The organism is Streptomyces sp. NPDC048338 (assembly GCF_043201055.1).
Classification (GTDB): domain Bacteria; phylum Actinomycetota; class Actinomycetes; order Streptomycetales; family Streptomycetaceae; genus Streptomyces.
Genome location: NZ_JBICYQ010000006.1, coordinates 175,262 through 200,531, shown reverse-complemented (window position 1 = coordinate 200,531; position 25,270 = coordinate 175,262). Strand labels below are relative to the sequence as shown.

Here is a 25,270-nt window from a genome sequence, read left to right as displayed (position 1 = left end):
CTCAGGCTTGCCCCCGGTACGCGGCGGGCGCGGCCTCCGCCGCGACCTTCTCGAAGCGCCGGTCGAACAGCACACTGACGTCGAACTTCTTCACGAAGCCGGCGCCGGACATGAGGTCGGCGATCGACTGCTCCCAGGCGATCGAGGAGTCCCAGTTCGCGGGATACAGCGGCTTGCTCCGGGCCTTGACGATCCGTTCGCCGTCCTCGCGGGTGACGCCCTGATCCTTGACGTAGTACGACTCGATCCACTGCTCAGGGTTCTCCCAGGACCAGTTGTTGCCCCGGACCCAGATCGGGATGAACGCCCGGATCGCCGCCGCCTTGCGTTCGTCGGCGAGCACCGACGTGGGCGCCCACAGCAGGCTCAGGAGATCCTGGACGTCGGTGGGCAGGGTGCGCGCGCCGTCCTTCGCGTACTGCTTCAGGTACTTCGTCAGCGACGGCTCGGTCAGCGGGGCGAGGTCGACCTGGTTGCCCTGGAGAGCGGTCAGGAACTGGGCGCTGGGCAGCGGCACCAGGGTCACGTCCTTGTGGGAGACGCCGTTCTCGTTCAGCCACTTGAGGATCGTGACGCCCTGCGCCTGGCCCTGGGAGAAGGCGATCCGCTTGCCGACGACGTCCTTCGCCGTCCGGATGTCGCTGCCCGGCCGGGTGGTGGGGATGTAGGTGACCGCGGTGTTGTGCGCGATGGCGACGATCTTGGCGTCGAAGCCGATGTCGTGCGCCTGGATCGGCGGCATCCCGGCGTTGCTCGCCAGGTCGACCGCGCCCGCCCGGAAGCCCTGGATGGTCTCGGGGCCGCCGTTGAGCCGGACCCACTCGACGGAGAACGGCAGCGGACCGAGCGAGGGCTCTGCGGCGAGCTGCGCCTGCGTGGTGGCCGTTCCGAGCCGGAGGGTGGTCTTCCTGTCGGGCGCTCCGGTCGGCAGCGCGCCGAGCTGCGTGGAGCCGGCCTGGTCGGGGGAGGCGCAGCCCGCGAGTGCCAGCAGCGCGCCGCCGCCCAGGGCGAGGAATCCCCGGCGGTTCAGGGGTCTTGAGGTGTGCAGGGACATGGCGATACGGGGGCCTTTCACGTGCCGGCGAGGGAGGGGCCGGGGGAGGAGGGCAGGCGGGGCGGAGCGGTGGCGGGCCGCCGACGTCGTCGGCGGAAGGAGACGGCGCGGGCGTCGGCGGCCCCGGTCGGGTGTCAGGAGGCGGCGGTGACCCGGTGGTCGGCGGTGAACGGGCGCCCGGCGACCGACTCGGACGGGTGTCCGTCCGGTCCGACGGGGACCTCGCCGATCAGCGTGACCCGGTGCAGCCGGCGCTCGACGTCGAGGTGCTCCAGGTCGCGCGGGGCGAGGTGCGCGGTGGACCGGTTGTCCCAGAACGCCACGTGCCCCGGCTCCCAGCGGAAGCGCACCGTGTACTCGGGCCGGGTGATCTCGGCGTACAGCAGGTCCAGGATCCGTCGGCTCTCCGCGGCGGTGACGCCCACGATGTGGCTGGTGAACCCCGGGTTGACGAACAGCGCGCGCTCCCCGGTCTCCGGGTGCACCCGCACCACGGGGTGTACGGACACCAGCAGGTTGTCGTTGATCCGGCGGGCGTACGCGCCGTCCTCGCCGACCGGCCGGTCGCCGCCGTACCGGTGCTCGGCGCGCAGCGTGTCCACGAATGCCCTGACGGGGGCGGACAGCCCCTCGTACGCGGCGACGAGGTTGGTCCACTGCGTGTCGCCGCCGAACTCCGGGACGGTCTCGGCGCGCAGGATGGACCCGGCGGGCGGGTTCACCGCGGCGGTGACGTCGGTGTGCCAGCCATCGAAGTAGCTGTACTGGCGCTTGCGGTACTCCGCCCGGAAGTCCTTCCCGTAGCGCTCCTCGAAGCGGCGCGGGTCGATGGTGAAGATCTCCGGGTGGTCCTCCGGCGGCGCGTCGTCGTGCGGGTGGGCGTAGGTGAGCTCGCCGAAGTGGCGGGCGAAGGCGATCTGCGAGGCGTGGTCGAGCCGCTGCCCCCGGAAGAAGACGACCTTGTGACGGTGGAGGGCCTGCTTGATCTCGTCGACGGTCTCGACGGCCAGCGGTCCGGCGAGGTCCACGCCGTCGATGTCGGCGCCGATGTGACCGGCGACGGGACGGACGGTGAGCGTGCTCATGGGTGAGTCCTTTCGGGCATGACGAACGAGGGCGGGTGAGGAGGGCGACCGGGCGTACCGGGACGGCGTCGGGGCCTGCGGGGTCACCCGCCGGGCGCGGGCTCACGGGTGTGAAGGGGCGCCCGGCCGGTGTTCCGGTACGCGGCGAGGCCGGGAAAGGGGGCCGGCGCCGGGGCTCCGGCCGGTACGTCAGCCGGAGCCCCAGGCGGTGCCGGCCGTGCGTCACCCAGAGCTCCAGCCCGGTGCCCCGGGCAGTGCTCCAGCCGGTGCTCAGCTGCGCTCCGGCCGTGCTTCAGCCGGTGAACGTGCTTGAGTCAGGCCGGAGTTCGGCGGAGGTGCAGGCCGGGGTCAGTGCCCGGTGGCCCGGCGCGGCGGCGCGCGCCGGCGGAGAGCCGGTCAGTGGGCGCGACAGCCCAGTCCGGCGAAGTGGTGCGCGCGGAAGGCGTTCACGGGGTGCCGGTCTGCGGCTGCCCGGATCGTGGCCCTCTGCTGTGCGTCCATGGGAAGAGTGTGATGCCCCGTCCCCGTACCGACAATATTTTCTGGCGGCGCGGAAGAAACCCGCCCCACCCCGCTCATCGGGCGCCGCCGCTGGTACGCAGCCCGAACGGGTCCTGGTAGACGGCCGCGAGCACCGGCGCGGCCGCCGCCACCGCGAGCGTGTCCGCGCCGAAGGAGCCGGTCCGCACCTGGTCGCCGCCGCTCGCCAGCTCGCGGGTCAGCTCGTCGAGCAGCCCGGGCAGACGGAGGGTGGCGAACTCGGTCAGCACCAGGTCGTCCGGGCGGATCAGGTCGAGCAGCGGCCGCACCGCGTGCGCGATCAGCCGCAGGCGGGTGCGGCACAGGTCGAGCGCCCGGACGTCGCCCGCGCGGGCGGCACGCACGAGCAGCCGCAGATCGGGGTGCGGGATGACGCCCTCGGCGACGGCGCGCCGCGCGACGGCACGGTCGGAGACGGTGACCTGGAGGCAGCCGGTGCGGCCGCAGGGGCACGGCTCCGCCGACCCCGGTACGGGCAGGTGGGCGATGCCGCCGGCGCCGTACCGCCGGCCCTGCAGCAGGACGCCGCCGGTGGCGATCGCCGCGTCCACGGCGTTGCCGACGAACAGGTGCACCAGGTCGCCGCCGCGGTTCGCGCCGAACAGCAGCTCGGCCTGGGCCAGCGCCCGGGCGTGGCCTTCCACATGGACCGGCAGTCCCACCGCGCGCTGCAGCGAGCGCCGCAGCGGGATGTCGCGCCAGCCGAGCGCGGAGTTCTCGACCAGGACGCCGGCGTCGGGATCGACCCAGCCGCCGGTGGCCACGCCGAGGCCGAGGGCGGAGCGCCCGCCGAGGTGTCTGCGCAGGAAGCCGGGCAGTCGTGCGGCGACGTCCTGGAGGACCGCCCCGTGCTGCGGCTGCCGTGGCACGTGCTCGTACGCGATGACGTTGCCGCGCAGGTCGGTGAGCGAGAAGGTGAGTCGCGGGACGGCGATGTGCACGCCCGCCGCGACGTGGTGCGCGGTCTCGATGTCCAGCGGGATGCGGGGGCGTCCGGGCCGGGGCGGCCGGTGCTGCTCGGGCGGCTCCCAGACCAGTCCCATCGCGAGCAGTTCGGCTGCGTGCCGTGACACGACGGCCGCGCTCAGGCCCGTCTCCCGGATGATCGCGGTGCGGGCCAGCGGGCCTCCGCGCAGGATGGCCCGCAGGACGGCGGCGGCGTCGGGCTGGTCGGCGGCGGGCTTTCCGCCCGGCGTCGCGATGAGCGCTGGTCGCATCGGGATTCCTCGGTCCGGGAGTCGGTCGTACGGTGGCACGGCGGCCCCGGCAACCGAGGGCCGAGGGATGCGGGGGACAGCTCGACGACCTGATGCCCCGATGCTCGCAAGCGCGAGGGGACCGGTCAACGATCCGGCGTTAAGGGGCAATGACGGTTCTGCGAAGCGCCAAGGGAAGCGAGGCGGCGGCGGGCCGGGTCCGCGACGGCTTCGAGGTTGTCCACGAGCAGGCTCCACCCCGACAGGTGCCGGGCCGGCGGCTGGAACTCCAGGACGGCTCGGGCGCGGTCGATCAGAAGCCCCGTGTGGCAGGAGGGCGGCGAACCTGTTCTTGACGGCTCATCAGGTAGGTCGGCATCCGGGCAGCGTGGGTCGCCGGACGTTCCCGGAAGGTTGCCTGTACAGGCGTCGGTGACGGCGCGAAAGCCCAGGCGGGAAGCCGTCTCGCTCGCTCGACCGGAGCGATGTTCCTCACAGACATCGGACCGGGGTGCCGGTGTAGAGTCGGGGCCGCCCTTGACCTGCAGGAAGCAGGCAGGGAGCCGATTCAGGGAGCGCTTCGTGCTGCGTACCATGTTCAAGTCCAAGATCCACCGCGCCACCGTGACCCAGGCCGATCTGCACTACGTCGGCTCCGTCACCATCGACGGCGAGCTGATGGAGGCCGCCGACCTGCTGCCCGGTGAGCTCGTCCACATCGTCGACATCGACAACGGCGCCCGGCTCGAGACCTATGTCATCGAGGGCGAGCGCGGTTCCGGCGTGATCGGGATCAACGGGGCCGCCGCCCATCTGGTGCACCCCGGGGACCTCGTCATCCTGATCAGCTACGCCCAGGTCGAGGACGCCGAGGCGCGTGCCCTCGTGCCGCGCGTGGTGCACGTCGACGCGGACAACAGGATCGTGGAGCTCGGGGCGGACGCCTCCGCGCCCGTGCCCGGGACCGACCAGCAGCGCAGCCCGCAGGCCGTTCCCGCTCACGTCTGAGACGAGGAGAGACACCGCATGGCAGATCTGGAGATCCGCGACGACCGGTCGGCCGGGCGGCTGGAGGCGTTCGAGGGCGAGACGTACGTCGGCGGGATCGCCTACTTCGTCCTGGACGCCGAGCCGCACGCGCTGGTCGCCGTGCACACGGTCGTCGAGGAGGGCAACGAGGGCAAGGGCATCGCCGGCTCCCTGGTGCGCGAGTTCTACGGGATCGCCGCACGCGAGGGCGTCCCCGTCGTGCCGCTCTGCCCCTACGCCGCGAAGTGGGCCGGGAAGCACCCGGACGAGGCGCCCGTCCCGTCGGACGAGCTCGTCCGGGCGGCGAAGACCCAGCTCAAGGCGACGCCGGAACTCCTGTGACGGCGACGCCCGCGCTGGCGCTGCTGCACACCTCGCCGGTCCACGTGCCCGTCTTCGACGGGCTGCGCGACCGCGACCGGCCCGGGCTCGTCCTGCACCACCTCGTCCGCGAGGACCTGCTGACGCGAGCCCGCGCCGACGGGCCCGAGGCGGTGGCCGACGACGTGCGGGGCGCCCTCGCCGAGGCCGTCGCGGCGGGCGCCGACGCCGTCCTCTGCACCTGCTCGACGATCGGCGCGGTGGCCGAGCGGGCCGCCGCGCGGCTCGGCGTGCCGGTGCTGCGGGTGGACCGCCCGATGGCCGCCGAGGCCGTCCGGTCGGAGCGGATCGTCGTCGTCGCGACCGTGCGGTCGACACTGGCGCCCACGATCGACCTGCTCCGGGAGGAGTCGGGGGAGCGGACCTCGTTCGTCACGACGCTGCTCGTCGAGGAGGCGTGGCCCTTCTTCGAGGCCGGGGACCGGGACGGCTACCTGGACACGGTGGCCGCGGCGGTCGACCGGATCGACCCGGCGGCCGGCGGGGTGATCGTCCTGGCGCAGGCGTCGCTGGCCGACGTCGCCGGACGGGTCCGCACCCCGCTGCCCGTGCTGTCCAGCCCGGCGAGCGGGCTGGCCGCCGGGGCGGAGGCCGCCGCGCGGCGGCACGGATGAATGGATCCGGCGGGCGAGGGCACGCGCAGCGGGAGAACCTGGTGCACAACGGACCAGCCGATCGAGAGGCGCGTCATGACCCACCCGTACCCCGACCCGGTACCTCCGTCGCCCATCCCGCCGCCGAACCCGGTACCGCCGCCCGCGCCCGGGCCGGTGCCCGGTCCGGCTCCGGTACCCGAGCCGGACCCGGTCCCGGGACCGCCGCCGCCCACTCCCGTACCGGAACCCGAGCCTCAACCCCAGCCGGGTCCGGCCGGTCCCTGACGGCCATGTGACACAAGGGAGTTGGAGTTTCCCTTAGTCCCTTGTCACGGCCTGTGACTGTCCCTTACCTTGGGCGACTGCTGATGCGTTCAAGGGGGTCCCATGGCCGTACGCGGACGACACCGCCGGCAGCAGCCGAGCCGGATCAACCGAGCCTCGCTCACGGTGACGGCGGGCGGTGCCGGAATCGCGCTGCCCCTGATGGGAGCGGGTTCGGCGCAGGCCGCCTCGCTCGACGTCTGGGAGAAGGTGGCGGCCTGCGAGTCGTCGTCCGACTGGCGCATCAACACCGGCAACGGCTACTTCGGCGGCCTGCAGTTCAGCCAGGCGACCTGGGAGCGGTACGGGGGCACGCACTACGCCCCCCGTGCCGATCTCGCCTCCAAGGACCAGCAGATCGCCGTCGCGGAGAAGGTCCTCAAGGGACAGGGCCCGGCTGTCTGGCCCGCCTGCGCGCCGCGGGCGGGGCTGGCCCGGGGGCAGGACGCCCCGGACGTCCGGCCCATGTCCCTGCCCGGGCAGCGGACGGCCGTCGGGCACAGGACCCCGGCCGTCACGCCGACCACCGTGCCCACCGTCCGGGAGTCGTACACGGTCGCCCCCGGCGACTCGCTGTCCCGGATCGCCCGCGAGGAGCGGGTCAAGGGCGGCTGGCAGCGGCTCTACGAGGCCAACCGCACCGTGGTCGGCAGCGACCCCGACCTGATCCACCCGGGGCAGAAGCTGACCCTGCGGATGACGGCGCCCGTACGGAAGCCGTCCACCGGGAAGCCGTCCACCGGGACGCCGGCCGCCGAGGTTCCGGCCCCCCGGAAGCCCGCCGCGAAGCCCGCCCCCGCGAAGCCGGTGGTCAAGTCGGCCGCGCAGCCTGCCGCGAAACCGGTCACGAAACCCGCCGCCGCGAAGCCGGCTGCGAAACCCGCCGCACGGCCGGCGTCCAGGCCCGCCGCCAAGCCGCGCACCGACGCGTTCAGCGCCCCGGTCTCCGCGTCCATCGGCACCCGCTACCGGACCTCGGGCTCCTCCTGGGCCAGCGGTTACCACACGGGGGTGGACTTCCCCGTCCCGACCGGCACGTCCGTCAGGGCCGTCGCCGGCGGCAAGGTCGTGTCCGCCGGGTGGGGCGGGGCGTACGGCTACGAGATCGTCATCCGGCACGACGACGGCCGCTACAGCCAGTACGCCCACCTCTCGGCGCTCTCCGTGCGCGAGGGCCAGCGGGTCGGCGGCGGCCAGCGGATCGCCCGGTCAGGATCGACCGGCAACAGCTCGGGACCGCACCTCCACTTCGAGGTGCGGACGGGTCCCGGGTACGGCAGCGACATCGACCCCCTGGCCTACCTCAGGGCCCGCGGAGTCTCCATCTGACCGCGACGATGACACCGCCAGGCCGTCGTCCGCGGCCGTCAGGCGGTCCATCGTGAGCTGGATCAGTCCGCCGGCCGCCACCGCCCCGCAGATCAGCGCGGCGACGGTGCCGGCGGTGCCGTAGCGGAAGCTCTCGCCGAACAGGGTCAGGCCCACCGCCGCCGCGACCACCGGGTTCACGACCGTGACGGTGGCCAGCGGCGCGGCGAGCCCGGCGCCCCGGTACGAGGCCTGCGAGAGCAGGAGCCCCGTGACCGCCAGCGCGGAGAGCACCAGCAGGCTCGGCCACTGGGCGAAGGGCGCGCTCGCCGTCCACTCCACGGCCACCGTCTTGGTGAAGACCGAGGCGATGCCGAAGGACACCCCCGCCGCGGCGGCCAGGACCACGCTGCGGAGCACCGAACGCCCCACCAGGTGCGCCACGGTGAACAGCGCGGTGACCACACCCGCCGTCCCGGCCGCGAGCATCCACCGCTCGGTCCCGCCCAGCGCCTGCGACTCCGCGCTCCCGGTCAGGCTCAGCAGCCCCGCCAGGCCCACCGTGGCCATGATCGCGCCGCGCCAGGCCGTCCGGCCGGCCCGGCGGCCGACGAACAGCGCGGCCATGGGCAGGGCGAAGACGATCGTGAGGGCGCCCAGCGGCTGGACCAGGCTGAGCGGGCCGTAGGCGAGCGCCACCACGTGCAGCGTCGCACCGAGACCGTTGAGCAGCACCGACCCCCACCAGGCCGGGCTGTGCAGCGGGGCGTAGGGGCGGCCGGGGACGGCGGCCGCGACCCGCTCCTGCACGATGGCAGCGGCCGCGTAGGCGACCGCCGAGACCAGCGACAGGAGAACGGACAGCACGAGGGGGCTCATACGTACAACGATCTCTCTTCCGGGCGTTCGCGTCGTCGTACCTGGGAACCCCATCGCCCGTACTGCCGTCGTAGTAGAAGGCCCGTACGTACACCTGAAGACGTACGCCTCCGCAGGTCAGGAGGGGTGGAAAGCGACTCTTCCGGCATCCGGGGCGAAGCGGGCGCCACCGATCCGGGGTCGGACCGGAATCCCATCCCGAGCCAGTCGGCGCCCGGTCCGGGCCACTTTGGCCCGCTCCGGAAGCCCGTTACGGTGATCGCCGGACGCGGGCCCGCAGCGGGGCCCGGAACGGGGCGGGAAGGGCGGTCGCGGCGGTGGATCTCGTCGAGAGCGGATCGGTCGGGGGCTTCTTCGCGCTGCGGACGGCGGCACCTCCCGGCGGCGGCGCGCACCTGCCCCTCGCCCGGCTGTACGCGGGGGAGACCGGCCCCCTCACCGCCCGCGTCGACCGGGTCGCCGCCCGCCTGCGCGCCCCCGAGCGCAGGGTCGCCGCCTCCATCGCCCATCTCGGACTCGCCGCCCGCCTGTGGTCGACGGTGCTCGGCCCGGCCGCCCTGTACGGCCGCTTCCCCGCCCTCGACCCCGCAGGGCTGTACTGGGACGGGGCGCTGACCTCGCCCGACGATCTCTGGTGGGCCGGTGTGGACACGCGTCCCGCCACCGTGGAGCAGCTGACCGAGACCGTCGTCGAGGCCCACCTCGTCCCGCTGGCCGCCGCCTTCCGCGCCGACGGACGCATCTCGCCCGGGCTCCTCCGGGGCAACGCCGGGTCCGCCCTGGCCGGCGCGCTGCGCGAGCTGACCCGCTGGTCCCGTGCCCGGCAGCGCCCCGAGGTCGCCGAGCGTGCGGCGTCCCTCGCGGGCGGACTCCTCGGTCACCCCGGTCTGGCCGGCACCGTCCGCGGCCCCGCGCTGCGCCGCTCCTCCTGCTGTCTCTACTACCGGGCCCCGGGCGGCGGGCTCTGCGGAGACTGTGTGTTCGATCACCCACCGGCGACAGGTTTGGAGACAGGGCCCTCCGCTCCGTAAAATTCCGCTTTTGGGATACGGAGCGCGTGAGCGCACGAGTGATCGAGGAACGACAGAGGCCATGACGGTGACCGAAGAAACCCAGGAGTACGGCCCGGGGGTCGACCCCGAGCGCCTGGCCGTCTGCCTGAGCGTCCTCGACGAGCTCGACAAGCTGGACGTGGACCACCCCGACGCGATCGCCGTGCGACGCGCCACCGCCGGGATCTACCGGACGGTGAAGCAGCGCCGCCGCCAGGAGCGCCGGGCCGCCAAGACGGCGCACGACAAGGCCGTCACCGAGGCCACCGCCACCGGCTCCGCCGCGCGCATCGACGACGAGACCGAGGGCCTGCTGCCCTCCTCGGTCACCGAGGCCGGCCGGATCGCGGGCATACTCCAGCGCCCCCGCTCCTGCTACACCTGCAAGACGCGGTACGTCGAGGTCGACTACTTCTACCACCAGCTCTGCCAGGACTGCGCGGCGCTGAACCGAGGCCGCCGGGACGCCCGCGCCGACCTCGCCGGCAAGCGTGCGCTGCTCACCGGCGGCCGGGCCAAGATCGGCATGTACATCGCGCTGCGGCTGCTGCGCGACGGCGCCCACACCACGATCACCACCCGCTTCCCCAAGGACGCCATCCGTCGCTTCAAGGCGATGGAGGACTCCGCGGACTGGATGCACCGGCTCGAGGTCGTCGGCATCGACCTGCGCGACCCGGCCCAGGCCGTGGCGCTGGCCGACCAGGTCGCCGAGGCGGGTCCGCTCGACATCCTCGTCAACAACGCGACGCAGACCGTGCGCCGGCTGCCGGCCGCCTACGCCGCCCTCGTGGAGGGGGAGACCGCGCCGCTGCCGGCCGGCGAACTGCCCGCCCACCACGTGATCGGCGCCTTCAACTCCGGCGCGGTGGACGGCCTGGCCGCGCTGCCCGTCGGTGTCAGCGGTCTGGACGCGCAGAAGGTCGCGGATCTCGCCCTGGTGGCCGGCAACGCGAGCGTGGCCCGCCACCTCGACGGCACGGCGATCGACGCCGGCGGCCTGGTGCCGGACGTCGTCGAGTCCAACACCTGGGTCCAGACCATCGAGCAGATCTCCCCGGTGGAGCTGCTGGAGACCCAGCTGTGCAACTACACGGCGCCGTTCATCCTGATCAGCAAGCTCCGCCCGGTGATGGCCCAGGCCGCCGCGAAGGCGTCCAGCGGTCGCGCGTACGTCGTCAACGTCTCGGCGATGGAGGGCGTCTTCAGCCGGGGCTACAAGGGCGCCGGTCACCCCAACACCAACGCGGCGAAGGCCGCCATCAACATGGTGACGCGGACCAGCGCCCAGGAGATGTTCCAGACCGACGGCATCCTCATGACCTCGGTCGACACCGGCTGGATCACCGACGAGCGTCCGCACTTCGACAAGCTGCGGCTCGCCGAGGAGGGCTTCCACGCCCCGCTCGACCTGGTCGACGGCGCGGCCCGGGTCTACGACCCGATCGTGCGCGGCGAGGCGGGCGAGGACCTGTACGGCTGCTTCCTCAAGGACTACGCCCAGGCGAACTGGTAGGTCCGCCGGCGGCCGGTTCCGTGCCGGCCGCTCAGCCGAGCGGCACGCGGTCGCCCGGGCGACCCGTCCGGCGGACGCCCCCGCCGCCTCCTTCCCGGAGCGACCCGAGCGGTCCGTGAGGCCCGTCCCGGCGCGGCGGGCGGCCCGTTCCGCGGGCTCACCCCTATGGCGGTTCGCCAGGGCCCTCGGAGTCGTCCATCTGTCCGGAAGTCACCCGATCGCGTCACACTTCCGAGCCCCATAGAGCATGAGCGCGCTCATTTGGTTACTCTGATGCTCACGGTCGGCCACCAGGGTTTCACCAAACCCTCACGGCCGGCCCGGGGACTGGCCTGCCACCAAGGCCGCGGTCCCGCCCGGAGAACGGCGCCACCGCGACCGAACGGCCATGTCCTCACAGGCTCGCGACACGAAGGAGTGCGCGGTGACACCAGAACTGACGAAGCAGGAAGCACGACCGGCCGAACAACCGGACCGGTCCAAGAGGCCCGGCGAGCGGCTGGGCAGCCTGGACGTGTGGGCGCACGCCGCCCCCATCCGGCTGGCCGGCTACGAAGACGACCTCGCGGAGCCCCACATCCTGCCCGGCATCGACTGAGTCGTAGCTGTCGCTTCGCCCTGTGCCCCCGGCCGCCCCCGGCCGGGGGCACAGGCATGTCCGCGACCGGTCCGGGTGGCCGGCCGCTCAGCGCCAGGCGCCGGAGCGCAGCCGTGTCGGCGGCAGGTACTCGCGGACGAGGGTGCGGTGCCACCATGCGCCGCTCTCGCGCCGCTCCCGTCGGGTCGTGAACCGGTAGCGGTAGAGACGGGCCCTGACCAGGGCCGGCGGCGCGTCCGGGAAGGGGTTGTGCCGAAGGAGCCGCAGGGTGTCCCGGTCCCCGTCGAGCAGCCGCTCGACGAACGGGCCGAACCAGTCGCGGGCGTACGCGGGGGAGAGCGCCGCGAACCACATCAGCCAGTCGAGCCGCAGGTGGTACGGGGCGAACTGGAGGGGCAGCCGGCGGGGATCGCCCGGCTTGCCCTTGAAGCCGTACTCCTTCCACACCGTGTCCGGGCGGGGTACGGGATCGTCCGTGCCCTCGATCACGATCTCGTCCCTGATCCGGCCGACCGTGCCGAAGGCGCCGTACGAGTTGACCAGGTGGAAGGGGTCGTACGAGCGGTTCATCGCCTGGCGGCGGGAGGCCAGGTTGCGGACCGGGCGGTGGCTGAGGAACAGGATCAGCGCGGTCGCGGCGCAGACGACGACCACGTACCAGAGGGGCGGCGCCGGCCGCGCGGGGGCCCCGACGAGCAGGGAACCGTCCATGGCGGAGAGCGCGAGGACGATCGTCAGCCAGTTCAGCCAGGCGAAGTTCCCGGAGAGCACCAGCCACAGCTGGGTCGCGACCATCAGGCCGGCCGCGACCGTCGCCACCGGCTGCGGGGTGAAGAGGAGCACCGGGACCAGCAGCTGCACGACGTGGTTGGCGGCCACCTCCACCCGGTGCAGCGGTCGGGGCAGACGGTGGAAGAACCAGCTCAGCGGCCCGGGCATCGGCTGTGTCTCGTGGTGGTAGTACAGGCAGGTCAGGTCGCGCCAGCAGCGGTCGCCGCGGATCTTGATGAGCCCGGCGCCGAACTCGACCCGGAAGAGCAGCCACCGCAGCAGGAACAGCACGAGGACGGGCGGTCCGACGTCGTCGTTGCCCAGGAGGATCGCGAGGAATCCGGTCTCCAGGAGCAGCGACTCCCAGCCGAAGGCGTACCAGGTCTGACCGACGTTCACGATGGAGAGGTACAGCACCCACGGGACCGCCCACAGGAGCATCGAGACGCCGAGGGGCACGGCGTCGCCGGCGCCCGCCGCCAGGGCGAGGGCAAGGGCCGCGCCCGTCCACGCCACCGTGGCGAACAGCCGGTCCGAGTAGCGCCAGTGGAAGAGGCTCGGGGCCCGGCGCGGATCCACCCGGCGCAGGTGGTCCGGCACCGGGAGCATGCCCCGCTCGCCGATCAGGGCCCGGAACTGGAGCGCGGCGCAGAGGAAGGCCACGAAGTAGAGCCCGGCGAGCCCTCGCTGGAAGACGAGCCGGCTCAGCCAGTAGTCGGGTGCGGTGAACCAGTCCATCGCTGCCCGTCCCGGCCGGGGCCCCGGTCTGCGCCGGGCCGGCGGTCAGCTCTTCTCGTCGTCGTCCGTGCCGCGTTCGCCCTCGGCCTGGGAGGGTGTCGTGCGCGTCGTCTGGGGATGCCGCTGCATCCGCTCCTGCGCGTCCATGTCCTCGTCGAGGCGTTCGCCCTCGGCCTGCGAGGGGCTGGTGTACTCGTCGTAACGGCGCATGACCGCCTCCTCGATCGGTGTGTCCGCGGGCGGGCACGTCCGCGTCCGCGCCGGGCACATCCGTACAGAAGGAGCGTAACGCCGCGGGCCCTGTCGCGGCCCGTCCTCAGCCGGCCGCGGCGATCCGCCGCAGCGTGCGGCCGAGCCGGCGGGCGTAGGCGTGCTGGAGGAACGGGACCACGGGGCCCGCGAGGCGGGTGTACCAGGCGGCGGGGCGGCTGAAGGCGGTGACCGTGAACCAGACCGAGCCGTCCGGGTGCAGATCCACGACGAAGGACTCCTCGCCCTGCTCGGGGTGCCCGGTCCGGGTGCCGTAGGCGAAGCCGGTGCGGGTCTCCTCGTAGGCCGTCCAGATCACCTCGCAGGGAGCGGCGAACCGGACGGGGCCGATGCCGGCGGAGACCTCGACCGGCACCCCCGGTGCGGCGCGCTCGGCCTCGCAGCGGATCCGGGCGCCCGAGGAGCGGTGCATCCGCCAGGTGGTGACGGCCGTCCCCGCGGTCTCGAAGGCGACCCGGCCCCGGCCGATCCGGAGGGTGTGGTGGAGGTGGTGGTAGCCGGGCGGGAGGCGGTCCTCTCCGGTGGCTCCGACCTCGGGGTAGGTGAGCGACGCGGGCGCGGCGCCGGACAGGCTGCGGATCAGGCGGGTCATGCTGCGGTCTCCGTTCGGACGGGGCGTGCGGGAGTGAGGGGACGCGCGCGGAGCCGGTGCCAGGCGAGGACCGAGCAGAGCGCGAAGCCGAGGGCGTTGCCGAGGCCGTGGGTGGCGGCCATCCAGGTCAGGCTCGGGTGGGGCAGGCCGGTGGCCTCGCCGAGTGCCCAGCTGAGGGCCAGCAGCATGGTGGCCGCGAGCACGGCGGCCGAGACGGCCAGCAGGGCCCGGGCGACGGGGTCGGGCGTGTGGGCGCGGACGTCCCGCCAGGTCGCCAGGGCGACGGCCCACATGCCCGCGGTGAGGACGAGCGCGCCGACCAGTTCGGCCCAGTCGTCCACGAAGTAGCCGAGCAGCACCAGCAGGGTGCCGACCGGGACGCTGAGCGCCGCGAAGCGGGCGGCGGGGCCGTCGGCCGTCCGGCAGACGAGGCCCGCGACCAGCGCGGCGGCGAACCCCGCGTAGTGGAAGTGGGGCACGGTCAGGGCCAGGATGTCGAGGTCGAAGCCGAACAGTTCGTACCCGGCACGCTCCGCGACGAGGGCGAGGCCGGCGACCGAGGGCGTCACCAGCGCGGTGAGCACGGCGATCTCGGACGGCCGCGGGAGATGCCGGGCGGGCGGTCCGGACCCGGGCGCCGGTCGGGGGAGCGTGGCGAGCCGGCGGGCGGGGGCGTGCAGGGCGAGGGCGACGGTGGCCAGTGCGTACACGGCGGCCGCGCCGGCCGCCGCCGGGGAGCGCGGCAGCCAGAGGGCGACGGCGCCCGGGACGGCGAGGAGCGGCCAGGCGCGGCGGAGCAGGCGCAGGCCGGCGGGCTGCGGGCCGTCGATGAGCCGGAGGCCCAGCGGCACGATCACGAACATGCCCAGCATCACGATCAGATGCACCAGGACGGACACCGGGACCCCCTCGATTGAACGTGTTCAATCCGACGGGTCGAGCGTAGAGCCTTCCTTGAACGTGTTCAAGTGCGTCGTCCGGTCGGTCGTACCCGGCTTGCGGGGCCCGACGCGGTGCGACAGACAGGAAGGACTGTCTCGAGGCGGGAGAACCACGTGCGCGCATCCACACGCCGTCCACGACGAGCTCTGGGCGCCGCGGTCGCCGCCCTGGCCTCGGCTCTGCTGGCGGCGGGCTGCTCCGCGAGCGGTGGTGACGGAGGGGGCGGCAGCGAGCAGACGTCCGCGCCGCGGGAGGTGGTCCTCCAGCCGATCGCCGCCGAGGGTCCCGACCCGTTCACCGCCTCCACGGTGAACCCCGCCGCGGCCCCACCGCCCGCCACCGTCCCGCCGGACCCGTCGGCCTCCGCCACGACCGCCCCCGACCGGACCGTCCGCGAGGTCACCGGCTCCACCCCGGGTCTGTACGGCGGCACCCGCTCCGTCGCCAGCTGCGACGTCGAGCGGCAGGTGGCCTTCCTCGCCGACGACCCGGCGGCGTCGCGGGCCTTCGCCGAGGCCGCCGGGATCCCCGAGTCCCGCGTCGCCTCCTGGCTCCGCGGCCTCACCCCCGTCCACCTGCGCGCCGACACCCGGGTCACCAACCACGGTCTCCGGGACGGGCGCGCGACCGCCTTCCAGTCCGTCCTGCAGTCCGGCACGGCCGTTCTCGTCGACCAGTACGGCGCACCCCGCGTCCGGTGCGCCTGCGGAAACCCGCTGCGCTCGCCCGTCGCCGTCCAGGGCGCCGTGCAGAGCGGGCGGCCGTGGAGCGGCTACCGGCCGGACCGGGTCGTCGTCGTCCGGCCGACCACGACGATCGTGAACAGCCTGGTGATCGTGAACGTGGTGGACAACACCTGGATCGAGCGCGGGACCGGCTCCGACGGCGAGCGGGACCACCGGCCCGCCGTCCCGCCGCCGTGCGACCCGGGCACGTGCGATCCCGCCGCCACGCCGCTGCCGGACACCGTTCCGTCCGGACGCCCGGACGCCACCGTCACCCCGGGCGAATCCCTCCCGCCCGTCCCGGACGGCTCGATCCCGCCCCGTGACCCGGCCGCCACGCCGCCCGGCACCGACTGCCCCTCCCCGCCGGTGAGCCCGACGTCCCCGGCCACGCCCGGGGAGCCGACCGATCCGGGCGACCCGGCCTCCCCGGACCCCTCGATCCCGCCGGGCTGCCCCACCCCGACCCCGCCCCCCACCCCGGCGCCGCCGGCCGAACCCGAGCCGGACGCGCCCTCGCTGGAGGACCTCTTCCCGAGCGACACCGGAGCGGACCAGCCGGAGACCTTCGAGGGGTGATCTCCGCCGTGCGCGAGGCCGGGGCTGCGCCTAGCGTGGGCCTCATGAGCGCGGGCAGCGGGGGTGGTGGGGCGGCGGACCGGTGCCGCTGCGAACCGGGGGCCGGCGGGGCGTCCTGCTGCTTCCTCCGGGACTACGGCACGGAGTTCCGGATGGGCAGCTTCGACTGGGACCTGGACACCGGCGTGATGGACCTGGACGCGGGGGCCCTGCTGGTCTTCGACGTGCGCCCGGAGGAGTACGACGGCGACCCGGCGAGCCTCTCCTCCCGCGTGGCACCCGACGAGGGCCACCGGCTGGACACGATGGTCACGCACGCGCTCAAGGACGGCAGCGACCACTACGGCGCCTACTTCCGGGTCCGGCTGCGCAACGGGCACCCGCAGTGGACCCACACCCAGGGCCTGATCCAGCGCGACGGGACCGGCCGGCCGCGCCGCATCGTCGGCATCGTCCGCGACGCGTCCGAGGAGGTCTCCGAGCACGCCGCACGCCTCGGGCTGGACGAGGGCCGCCGCAAGCGCACCAGCGTCGTGGAGGGCACCACCGCGGCCCTGGCCCACGCCCGCACCGTCCAGGACGTCATCGACCTGCTCAACGACTCGCACGGACTGGAGTACTTCGGCGCCAGGAGCCTGGTCATGGGCCTCATGGAGGCAGGGCGCATCCATCTGGTCGCCGAAGGTCCCGACGGGGCCTTCGTCCCCGGCACCCGGTTCACACGGGTGGACGAGCCGTACCCGATGAGCGAGGTGATCCGGACCCTCAGCCCCCGGTTCATCGAGTCCCCGAAGGACTTCTCCGACTCGTACCCCGTCCTGTGGCCGCACATCAGCGGGCTCGGCATCACCTCGGCGGCCTATCTGCCGCTCATCGCCCAGGCCCGGCCGATCGGCGCCCTGGGACTGCTCTACAACGACAAGACGGGTTTCAGCGCCGACGAGCGCAACCTGCTCGTCGCGCTGGGCAGCAGCATCGCCCAGAGCCTGCAGCGCGCCATGCTCTACGAGCAGGAGCACGACCTGGCCGAAGGTCTCCAGCAGGCGATGCTGCCCCGCCGCATTCCCGACGTGCCCGGCGCGCAGATAGCCGTCCGCTACCGCTCGGCCCGCCTCGGCCGTGACATCGGCGGCGACTGGTACGACGTCATCCCGCTGCCCGGCGGCCGGGTCGGTGCGGTCATCGGCGACGTCCAGGGCCACGACACGCACGCCGCCGCCGTCATGGGCCAGCTGCGGATCGTGCTGCGCGCCTACGCCGCCGAGGGGCACACCCCGGGCACCGTGATGGCCCGCGCCTCCGTCTTCCTGCACGAGCTGGACACCGACCGCTTCGCCACCTGCACCTACGCCGAGGCGGATCTCGCCACCGGCGTCGTGCAGGTGGTCCGCGCCGGGCACGTCGACCCGCTGATCCAGGACACCGACGGCACCAGCCGCCGGCTGCCCGTGGAGGGCGGGCTGCCGCTCGGTCTCTCGGCGGAGTTCGGCCGCCTCGACTACCCCGTGACGACGCTGGAGCTGGACCCCGGCCAGACCCTGCTGCTGTACACCGACGGCCTGGTCGAGAAGCGCGGCTCCGACCTCGCCGAGGGCATGCGCTGGCTCTCCGCCCTCGTACGCGGCGGGCCGCGAGACCTCCAGGACCTCGCCGACCACCTGTGCGAGGTGGTGGACGAGCGCGGCGGCGAGGACGACGTCGCGATCCTGCTCCTGCGCCGCCGGGGCGTGTACTTCCCGCAGTCCGGCGGCCGACTCCAGCAGCACGTCGCCCCCAGCGACCCCGAGGCCCTCAGCTCGGCCCGCCACATGATCCGGGCGGCGGTGCGGGCCTGGGGCGCCGGGGAGCGGTCCGACGAGATCGAGCTCGTCGCGGACGAGATGATCACCAACGCGCTGATGCACACCGACGGCGGGGCGATCGTGACCCTGCGCATGCTGGCGGGCCCCGAGCGGCGGCTCCGGGTCGAGGTCGAAGACCGCTCCAGCGCGCTGCCGCGGCGCCGCGAGGCGGGCGAGGCCGGGGTGTCCGGGCGGGGCCTGCTGCTGGTCGACATGATCTCGGACGTGTGGGGCGTGGAGCCCCGCGGTGGCGGCAAGTGCGTCTGGTGCGAGTTCATCGTCGAGCAACACGGTGTTAACTCAGGGTGAAGTGATCGTACTTGACCGTAACCGACCGTGCACGATTGACTTCGGTCACCTGCCGTTCCCCGAGGACACGAGGCACTGTTGAGCGTCGAGCTGCTGACACCTCTTGATCTGGCCTTCTGGCATCTGGAATCGACCGATCACCCCATGCACCTGGGCGCCCTCGCCCACTTCGGACCGGCACCCGGCGACCCGGCCGAGCTCCCGGAACTCCTCGCCCGCCGCGCCGCCGCGATCCCCCGGCTGCGCATGCGGGTCCGCGACGTCTGGCTGCCCGTCGGCGGCGCCGCCTGGGCCGCCGACAAGGACTTCGACGTACGACGGCACGTCCGGGAGATCGCGCTGCCCGGCGCCGACTTCGGCGCCGAGTGCGCGCACCTGGCCGGCGAGCTCATGGAACGGCCCCTCGAACGCGGCCGGCCGCCGTGGGAGATGTACCTCCTCACCGGCGCCCCCGACGGCTCGTTCGCCGTCCTCGTCAAGCTCCACCACGCCCTCGCCGACGGGATGCGGGCCGTCGCCATCGGCGCCGGGATCTTCGACGAGATCGCCGCCGGCCGGGGGCGTGCCGTCCCGGGCCGCCGCGCCCGCGCCGTACCCCCGCGTTCCTGGCTGCCCGGCCCCGGCCGGCTCGTCGGCGCCGCCCGCGACCGCATCGAGGACCTGGGCCGGGCCGTCGAGGTCGGCGCCTCCGTGGTCCGCGCCAGCAGGCTCGACGGACGCGGCGCCGCCGCCCTCGCGGCCGGCTCCAGCGGCACCCGCCGGGTGGCCACCGCCACCCTCGACCAGGGGCGGATCCAGCGGATCCGCCGCGCCGCGGGCGGCACCTCCAACGACGTCCTGCTCGCCCTGGTCTCCGGCGCCCTGCGCCGCTGGATCGAAGGCCGCGGCGAACCCGTCCCCGGAGTCGACCCGCGCGCCCTCGTGCCCGTCTCCCGCCGACGGCCCGGCGCGCCGTCCGCCGCGGGCAACAGCCTCTCCGCCTACCTGCTGGACCTGCCGGTCACCGAAGCCGACCCGGTGGCCCGGCTCGCCTCCGTCCGGCGGGCGATGGACCGCAACAAGGCCGCGGGCCCGCTGCGCGGCGCCGGGGCCGTCGCCGTACTCGCCGACCAGCTCCCGCCGCTCGCCCACCGCTTCGGCGCGCCGATCGCGTCCGGCGCCGCCCGCCTGCTCTTCGACGTCCTGGTCACCCAGGTACCGCTGCCCCGCTCGGCCCTCTCCCTCGGCGGGGCGCCGCTGCGCGAGCTCTTCCCCATGGCGCCGCTCGCCCGCGGCCAGTCGCTCGCCGTGGCCATGTCGCCGTACGGCGGCCAGGTCCACTTCGGCCTCGTCGCCGACGGCAAGGCGGTGCCCGACCTCGACGCGCTCGCCGCGGCACTCGCCGACGAACTGGAGCTGCTGGACACCGCCGCCCCCGGCCGCTGAGCGCGCGGCACGGCGGACGGTGCGGCAGGGTGGAGCCATGCCCGAACTGCCCGAGGTCGACGCGCTGCGAGAGTTCCTCGACGAGCACCTCGTGGGCAAGGAGATCGCCCGCGTGCTGCCCGTCGCGATCAGCGTGCTCAAGACCTACGACCCGCCGCTGAGCGCGCTGGAGGGAACCGAGGTCACGGCGGTCGACCGGCACGGCAAGTTCCTGGACATCACCACCGGACGCGGCGACGCGCGGCTCCACCTCCTCGTCCACCTCGCCCGGGCCGGCTGGCTCCACTGGAAGGACCCGCTGCCCTCGGGCGTCCCCCGCCCCGGCAAGGGGCCGCTGGCCCTGCGCACCGCCCTCACCGGCGGCGACGGCTTCGACCTCACCGAGGCCGGCACCACCAAACGGCTCGCCGTCCACCTGGTGCGCACACCCCGGGACGTGCCCGGCGTCGCCCGGCTCGGCCCGGACCCGCTGGCCGACACCTTCGACCTCCCGGCCTTCGCCGCGCTGCTCGCCGGCGAGCAGCGCCGGATCAAGGGTGCCCTGCGGGACCAGAGCCTGATCGCGGGCATCGGCAACGCCTACAGCGACGAGATCCTGCACGCGGCGAGGATGTCCCCCTTCAAACCGACCCGGAACCTCACGGAGGAGGAGACCGCCACCCTCTACACGGCGATGCGGACCACCCTGCGCGAGGCGGTCGACCGCTCGCACGGTGTCGCCGCGGGCCGGCTCAAGGCCGAGAAGAAGAGCGGCCTGCGGGTGCACGGACGGACCGGCGAGGCATGCCCGGTCTGCGGAGACACGATCCGCGAGGTGTCCTTCAGCGACTCGTCCCTCCAGTACTGCCCCACCTGCCAGACCGGCGGGAAGCCGCTCGCCGACCGGAGGCTGTCGCGGCTGCTGAAGTAGCGGCGCGGGCCCGCCGCGCACCGGTCCGGCCCACCGGCAGGGCACCCTCGGGGCCCGTCCGGAGGACACCGCCGGGCCGGCGGCGCGCGGCGCGCACGGACCCTCCGTCCCCGTCCGCCGGGCAGGCGACGCTCCTTCCCGGACACCCTCCACAAGACAGCCCTTAGACTCCGCCGCATGCTGCGCGTACTGGCCGTCGACGACGAAGAGCCGGCCCTCGGGGAACTGCTCTACCTCCTCCGCTCCGACCCCCGGGTGCGCAGCGCCGAGGGCGCCACCGACGCGACCGGGGCGCTGCGCCGGATCGGCCGGGCGCTGGAGGCCGGGCCCGACGGCGAGGAGGCCGTCGACGTCGTCTTCCTCGACATCCACATGGCCGGGCTGACCGGCCTCGACGTCGCCCGGCTGCTGGCCGGCTTCGCGCGGCCGCCGCTCATCGTCTTCGTCACCGCCCACGAGGGCTTCGCCGTCCAGGCCTTCGATCTCAAGGCGGTCGACTACGTCCTCAAGCCGGTCCGCCGCGAACGGCTCGCCGAGGCGGTCCGCCGCGTCCACGACCTGGTGCACGCGGCCGGAGCGCCCGCGCCCGCGCCGGTCGCGACCCTGGGGACGCCGGAGCAGATACCCGTCGAGCTCGGCGGCGTCACGCGTTTCGTGTCCGTGGACGACATCGCCTACGTCGAGGCCCAGGGCGACTACGCCCGCCTCCACACCGACGGGGGCAGCCATCTGGTCCGCATCCCGCTCTCCACGCTGGAGGAGCGCTGGGCTGCGCGCGGCTTCGTCCGGATCCACCGCAGCCACCTCGTCGCCCTCGGCCGGATCGACGAACTGCGCCTGGACGGCGGCGCCACCTCGGTCCGCGTCGGCAGTGCGGAACTCGCGGTCAGCCGCCGCCACGCCCGTGAACTCCGCGACCTGCTGATGCGCCGCGCGGGCGGCTGACCCGGCGCGTCGCGGGGCGTCCGAGCCCGGCCCCGACCCGTTCGCGGAGACCCGCCGGCCCACCCCGTCATCCCCGGCCCGCCCCCGCCGACACCGGGCCTACCGTCCTCACGTGCCGCTGCGTAGACTCCGTGGACCCTCCCCAGCCCCTGCGAGGTCGACAGATGCCGGAGCGGACACCGACGTCCGAGCAGCCACCGCCGCCGCCGTCGCGTCGGCCCCGGCGCGAGACCGTCACGCACGCCTCCGCGGTGCGCGGCGACGGCCCGCCGGCCGCCGTACGGCCCGCCGCGGTGCCGCGGTCGCGGCCCGGGCATCCGCCCGCCCGGTCCGAGATCAGCGAGCAGACCACCCTCGGCCACACCTACGTCCGCTCCCTGATGCGCAGCCAGCTGCGGGCCGGGCTCACCGCGCTCGGGGCGCTCGCCCTGATCGTCGGCGCGCTGCCGCCCCTGCTCGCCCTGCCCGCCCCCGAGGCCGTCGTGTGGATCGTGCTCGGCGTCGGCCTGTACCCGGTGATCTGGGGCATCGCCCACTGGTACGTCCGCCGCGCCGAGCGCAACGAACGCGACTTCACCGGCCTGGTCGAGGGCCGCTGAGCGCGGGGGACCGGACGTGAACCACACCTACGCGGTGACCGCCGTCACCGCCGTCGTCCTCGCCACCGTGCTCATCGGCGCGCTCGGCCTGCGGATATCGCGCACCACCTCCGACTTCTACGTCGCCTCCCGCACCGTCCGCCCCGGGCTCAACGCCGCCGCCATCAGCGGCGAGTACCTCTCCGCCGCCTCGTTCCTCGGCATCGCCGGACTCGTCCTCGTCCAGGGCCCCGACATGCTCTGGTACCCCGTCGGCTACACCGCCGGATACCTGGTCCTGCTCGCCCTCGTCGCCGCCCCCCTGCGCCGGTCGGGGGCGTACACCCTGTCCGACTTCGCCGAGGCCCGGCTGGAGTCCCCCCAGGCCCGCCGGCTCGCCAGCCTCTTCGTCGTCGGCATCGGCTGGCTCTATCTGCTCCCGCAGCTGCAGGGCGCGGGACTCACCCTGGAGATCCTCACCGGAGCGCCCGACTGGGTCGGGGGACTCCTCGTCGCCGTCGTCGTCACCGGCATCGTCGCGGCCGGCGGCATGCGCAGCATCACCTTCGTCCAGGCGTTCCAGTACTGGCTCAAGCTCACCGCCCTGCTCGTGCCGGCGGTCTTCCTCGCCGCCGCCTGGTCCGGCGACGACGCGCCCCGGGTCCGCTTCGACGCACCCGCGGTGTTCCGCGAGCACGCGGTCGTCGAGGTCGCCGACACCGTACGGATCCAGGTCGAGGCCCCGCTCACGCTCACCGTCACCGGCCGCGTCGACGCCCGGCCGTACGACCGCGCGACCGTCACCCTCGACCGCGGCACCCACCGCGTCGACGGCGGCACCGAGCTCTCCTTCCCCCGCGGCGCGCCCGTCCCCGAGCGCGCCACCACCGGCTCCGATCCGCTCGGCTGGTCGCAGCCGCTGGCCGGCGGGCGCGACGGCCACCAGCTGTACGCCACCTACGGGCTGATCCTCGCGACCTTCCTCGGCACCATGGGGCTGCCCCACGTCGCCGTCCGCTTCTACACCAGCCCGAACGGCCGCGCCGCGCGCCGCACCACCCTCGTCGTGCTCGGCCTGGTCGGCGCGTTCTACCTGCTGCCGCCGGTGTACGGCGCGCTCGGCCGGATCTACGCGCCCGAACTCGCCCTCACCGGGGCCGCCGACGCCGCCGTGCTCGTCCTGCCGGACCGGATGATCGGCGGGGTCCTGGGCGACCTGCTGGGCGCCCTGCTCGCCGGCGGGGCGTTCGCCGCATTCCTGTCGACGGCCTCCGGACTGACCATGTCGGTCGCCGGGGTCCTCACCCAGGACGTCCTGCCCTCCCGCGGGGTACGGCACTTCCGGCTCGCGACCCTGCTGGCCACCGCCGTCCCGCTCGCCGTGGGCGTCGTCGCCTCCAAGGTGCCGGTCGCCGACGCCGTCGGCCTCGCCTTCGCCGTCTCCGCCTCCTCCTTCTGTCCGCTGCTCGTCCTCGGCATCTGGTGGCGACGGCTCACCCCGCCCGGCGCCATGGCGGGGCTGCTGCTCGGCGGCGGCTCCGCGCTCACCGCGGTGATGGCGACGCGGGCCGGACTGCCGCCCGAGGGCTGGCCGCACACCCTCATGGCCTGGCCGGCCGTCTGGTCGGTGCCGCTCGGGTTCCTGACGATGGTCCTGGTCTCCCTCGCCACCCCCCGGCACATCCCGCAGGGGACGCCGGCGCTCCTCGCCCGGCTGCACCTGCCGGAGGAGTTCACGGGCGCCGCCCCGGAGCACCCGCGGGACCCTGGTCCCGCCCCCGGGCGCCCACGCGAGGGGGCGGCGCGTTGACCGGGACGGCGGTCGCCGCCGCGGTCGCCGGCGCGGCCCTGCTGCTGGCCGCGGGATTCGCCCTGGGACGCCTCGCCGCCCGCCGCGGCGCCCGGGCCGCCGACCTCGACCTGGGCACCCCGGTGGAGCGGGCCACCTTCCACACCCTGCACACCGCCTCCCTCGCCGCCCCGCCCCTGCGCGCCGGCCTGACCGAGGAGACGGCCCGCAGGGCCGCGCGCCGGCTGCGCTCGCTCCTGGGCACCGAGGCGCTCTGCCTCACCGACCGTTCCGCCGTCCTCGCCTGGGACGGTCCGGGCGACGACCACCACCGCGCCCACGTCATGGACCAGGTCGCCGAGGTCCTCGCGTCCGGCCGCAGCCAGTCGGCGCACGCCGGGTGCGCGGACGACGAATGCCCGCTGCGGTGGGCGGTGATCGCCCCGCTCACCGGCGAGGACGGCGTGCTCGGTGCCCTCGTCGCCTACGGCTCACGCGAGTCGGCCGTCCTCGTACGGGCGGCGACCGAGGTCGCCCGCTGGGTCTCCGTACAGCTCGAACTGGCCGAGCTGGACCGCTCGCGGACCAGGATCGTCGAGGCGGAGATCCGCGCCCTGCGCGCCCAGATCTCCCCGCACTTCATCTTCAACTCGCTCGCGGCCATCGCCTCCTTCGTCCGCACCGATCCCGAGCGGGCCCGCGAACTCCTGCTGGAGTTCGCCGACTTCACCCGCTACTCCTTCCGGCGGCACGGCGAGTTCGCCCAGCTCGCCGACGAACTGCGGTCGATCGAGCAGTATCTGGCCCTGGCCGGGGCGCGGTTCGGCGACCGCCTGAAGGTCACCCTGCAGATCGCGCCCGAGGTCCTGCCGGTGACCCTGCCGTTCCTCTGCCTCCAGCCGTTGGTGGAGAACGCCGTCAAGCACGGTCTGGAGGACTCCGTGCACGTCTGCCGGGTCACGATCGCCGCTCGGGACGCGGGCGCCGAGGCCGTGGTGACGATCGAGGACGACGGCGTCGGCATGGACCCGGCCGTGCTGCGCGCGGTCCTGCGCGGCGAGCGGCCCTCCACGTCCGGCATCGGCCTGTCCAACGTCGACGAGCGGCTGCGGCAGGTCTACGGGCCGGAGTACGGCCTCGTCATCGAGACCGGGGTCGGCGCGGGAATGAAGGTGACGGTCCGGATCCCCAAGTACCGGGCGGGGGTGCACCGCACGGCCGCCCCGTGAGGTCGCGCTGCCGGCAGGCCGAGGCCGCCCGTGGGGTGTCCCGGGCTCCGGGACCGCCCGTCCGCCGGA

General features: G+C 74.3%; 23 protein-coding genes. 15 read left to right on the top strand and 8 right to left on the bottom strand.

The genetic code is table 11. From position 1 onward, the window contains the following. Window position 1: 1 nt before the first annotated feature. From ACGFZF_RS16370 to ACGFZF_RS16360, 3 genes are all read right to left on the bottom strand, one after another. Window positions 2-1,054 carry an ABC transporter substrate-binding protein gene (locus ACGFZF_RS16370; protein WP_393554552.1) on the bottom strand — a complete coding sequence of 351 codons (1,053 nt, stop codon included), beginning with the start codon at window positions 1,052-1,054 and terminating at the stop codon, window positions 2-4. A 134-nt stretch (window positions 1,055-1,188) separates the two neighbouring features. Next, window positions 1,189-2,139 carry a TauD/TfdA dioxygenase family protein gene (locus ACGFZF_RS16365; RefSeq protein WP_393554551.1) on the bottom strand — a complete coding sequence of 317 codons (951 nt, stop codon included), beginning with the start codon at window positions 2,137-2,139 and terminating at the stop codon, window positions 1,189-1,191. Window positions 2,140-2,714: 575 nt separating this feature from the next. After that, window positions 2,715-3,896 carry an ROK family transcriptional regulator gene (locus tag ACGFZF_RS16360; protein ID WP_393554550.1) on the bottom strand — a complete coding sequence of 394 codons (1,182 nt, stop codon included), beginning with the start codon at window positions 3,894-3,896 and terminating at the stop codon, window positions 2,715-2,717. 561 nt (window positions 3,897-4,457) lie between these two features. Here ACGFZF_RS16360 and panD point away from each other — a divergent pair. The 4 genes from panD to ACGFZF_RS16340 all read left to right on the top strand — a co-directional run bounded on the left by panD (window position 4,458) and on the right by ACGFZF_RS16340 (window position 7,534). Then, a complete protein-coding gene (gene panD, locus ACGFZF_RS16355) occupies window positions 4,458-4,883 on the top strand; it encodes an aspartate 1-decarboxylase (RefSeq protein ID WP_147980140.1) in 426 nt (141 codons plus the stop codon). Window positions 4,884-4,901: 18 nt separating this feature from the next. After that, complete coding sequence (locus ACGFZF_RS16350; protein WP_393554547.1) at window positions 4,902-5,246, top strand: GNAT family N-acetyltransferase; 345 nt, start codon at window positions 4,902-4,904, stop codon at window positions 5,244-5,246. Further along, window positions 5,243-5,899: an aspartate/glutamate racemase family protein gene (locus ACGFZF_RS16345; RefSeq protein WP_393554545.1), complete on the top strand. Its 657-nt coding sequence runs from the start codon at window positions 5,243-5,245 to the stop codon at window positions 5,897-5,899. The genes ACGFZF_RS16350 and ACGFZF_RS16345 overlap by 4 nt, the downstream gene beginning before the upstream one ends. A gap of 369 nt (window positions 5,900-6,268) precedes the next feature. After that, window positions 6,269-7,534, top strand: coding sequence for a transglycosylase family protein (locus ACGFZF_RS16340; RefSeq protein ID WP_393554544.1), 1,266 nt, complete (start codon window positions 6,269-6,271; stop codon window positions 7,532-7,534). Here the strand turns inward: ACGFZF_RS16340 and ACGFZF_RS16335 are convergent. Next, window positions 7,415-8,392, bottom strand: coding sequence for a DMT family transporter (locus ACGFZF_RS16335; RefSeq protein WP_356606392.1), 978 nt, complete (start codon window positions 8,390-8,392; stop codon window positions 7,415-7,417). The two genes, ACGFZF_RS16340 and ACGFZF_RS16335, sit on opposite strands and share 120 nt — an antisense overlap. Window positions 8,393-8,709: 317 nt before the next feature. Here ACGFZF_RS16335 and ACGFZF_RS16330 point away from each other — a divergent pair, with 317 nt between their 5' ends. From ACGFZF_RS16330 to ACGFZF_RS16320, 3 genes are all read left to right on the top strand, one after another. After that, on the top strand, window positions 8,710-9,423 hold the full coding sequence (locus ACGFZF_RS16330) for a (2Fe-2S)-binding protein (protein ID WP_393554542.1): 714 nt from the start codon (window positions 8,710-8,712) through the stop codon (window positions 9,421-9,423). 61 nt (window positions 9,424-9,484) lie between these two features. Beyond that, complete coding sequence (locus tag ACGFZF_RS16325) at window positions 9,485-10,960, top strand: SDR family NAD(P)-dependent oxidoreductase (protein ID WP_393554540.1); 1,476 nt, start codon at window positions 9,485-9,487, stop codon at window positions 10,958-10,960. A 424-nt stretch (window positions 10,961-11,384) separates the two neighbouring features. Then, a complete protein-coding gene (locus tag ACGFZF_RS16320) occupies window positions 11,385-11,558 on the top strand; it encodes a hypothetical protein (RefSeq protein ID WP_393554539.1) in 174 nt (57 codons plus the stop codon). Between the two features lie 87 nt (window positions 11,559-11,645). Here ACGFZF_RS16320 and ACGFZF_RS16315 read toward each other — a convergent pair whose 3' ends face one another. The 4 genes from ACGFZF_RS16315 to ACGFZF_RS16300 form a co-directional block, all read right to left on the bottom strand. Next, window positions 11,646-13,067 carry a lipase maturation factor family protein gene (locus ACGFZF_RS16315; protein WP_393554537.1) on the bottom strand — a complete coding sequence of 474 codons (1,422 nt, stop codon included), beginning with the start codon at window positions 13,065-13,067 and terminating at the stop codon, window positions 11,646-11,648. A 45-nt stretch (window positions 13,068-13,112) separates the two neighbouring features. Further along, window positions 13,113-13,277, bottom strand: coding sequence for a hypothetical protein (locus ACGFZF_RS16310; protein ID WP_393554535.1), 165 nt, complete (start codon window positions 13,275-13,277; stop codon window positions 13,113-13,115). A gap of 106 nt (window positions 13,278-13,383) precedes the next feature. Beyond that, on the bottom strand, window positions 13,384-13,929 hold the full coding sequence (locus ACGFZF_RS16305) for a DUF1990 family protein (RefSeq protein ID WP_393554533.1): 546 nt from the start codon (window positions 13,927-13,929) through the stop codon (window positions 13,384-13,386). Further along, entirely contained in the window at window positions 13,926-14,828 is a 903-nt protein-coding gene (locus tag ACGFZF_RS16300) for a YndJ family protein (RefSeq protein ID WP_393554531.1), read from the bottom strand. Before ACGFZF_RS16300 ends, ACGFZF_RS16305 begins: the two co-directional genes overlap by 4 nt. 156 nt (window positions 14,829-14,984) lie before the next feature. On the opposite strand from ACGFZF_RS16300, the gene ACGFZF_RS16295 reads away from it, so the two are divergent. From ACGFZF_RS16295 to ACGFZF_RS16260, 8 genes are all read left to right on the top strand, one after another. Further along, on the top strand, window positions 14,985-16,175 hold the full coding sequence (locus ACGFZF_RS16295) for a DUF6777 domain-containing protein (RefSeq protein WP_393554529.1): 1,191 nt from the start codon (window positions 14,985-14,987) through the stop codon (window positions 16,173-16,175). Between the two features lie 44 nt (window positions 16,176-16,219). Further along, window positions 16,220-18,325, top strand: coding sequence for a SpoIIE family protein phosphatase (locus ACGFZF_RS16290; protein ID WP_393554527.1), 2,106 nt, complete (start codon window positions 16,220-16,222; stop codon window positions 18,323-18,325). Between the two features lie 78 nt (window positions 18,326-18,403). Beyond that, window positions 18,404-19,750: a wax ester/triacylglycerol synthase family O-acyltransferase gene (locus tag ACGFZF_RS16285; protein ID WP_393554525.1), complete on the top strand. Its 1,347-nt coding sequence runs from the start codon at window positions 18,404-18,406 to the stop codon at window positions 19,748-19,750. A gap of 37 nt (window positions 19,751-19,787) precedes the next feature. Continuing rightward, window positions 19,788-20,660, top strand: coding sequence for an Fpg/Nei family DNA glycosylase (locus ACGFZF_RS16280; RefSeq protein ID WP_393554523.1), 873 nt, complete (start codon window positions 19,788-19,790; stop codon window positions 20,658-20,660). 177 nt (window positions 20,661-20,837) lie between these two features. Beyond that, the gene (locus ACGFZF_RS16275; protein ID WP_393554521.1) at window positions 20,838-21,605 is read left to right on the top strand and encodes a LytR/AlgR family response regulator transcription factor; all 768 of its coding nucleotides are present in this window, start codon (window positions 20,838-20,840) and stop codon (window positions 21,603-21,605) included. Between the two features lie 164 nt (window positions 21,606-21,769). Next, a complete protein-coding gene (locus ACGFZF_RS16270; protein WP_393554519.1) occupies window positions 21,770-22,204 on the top strand; it encodes a hypothetical protein in 435 nt (144 codons plus the stop codon). A 16-nt stretch (window positions 22,205-22,220) separates the two neighbouring features. Next, complete coding sequence (locus ACGFZF_RS16265) at window positions 22,221-23,993, top strand: cation acetate symporter (RefSeq protein ID WP_393554518.1); 1,773 nt, start codon at window positions 22,221-22,223, stop codon at window positions 23,991-23,993. Continuing rightward, a complete protein-coding gene (locus tag ACGFZF_RS16260) occupies window positions 23,990-25,201 on the top strand; it encodes a sensor histidine kinase (RefSeq protein ID WP_393554516.1) in 1,212 nt (403 codons plus the stop codon). Before ACGFZF_RS16265 ends, ACGFZF_RS16260 begins: the two co-directional genes overlap by 4 nt. Window positions 25,202-25,270 lie beyond the last annotated feature (69 nt).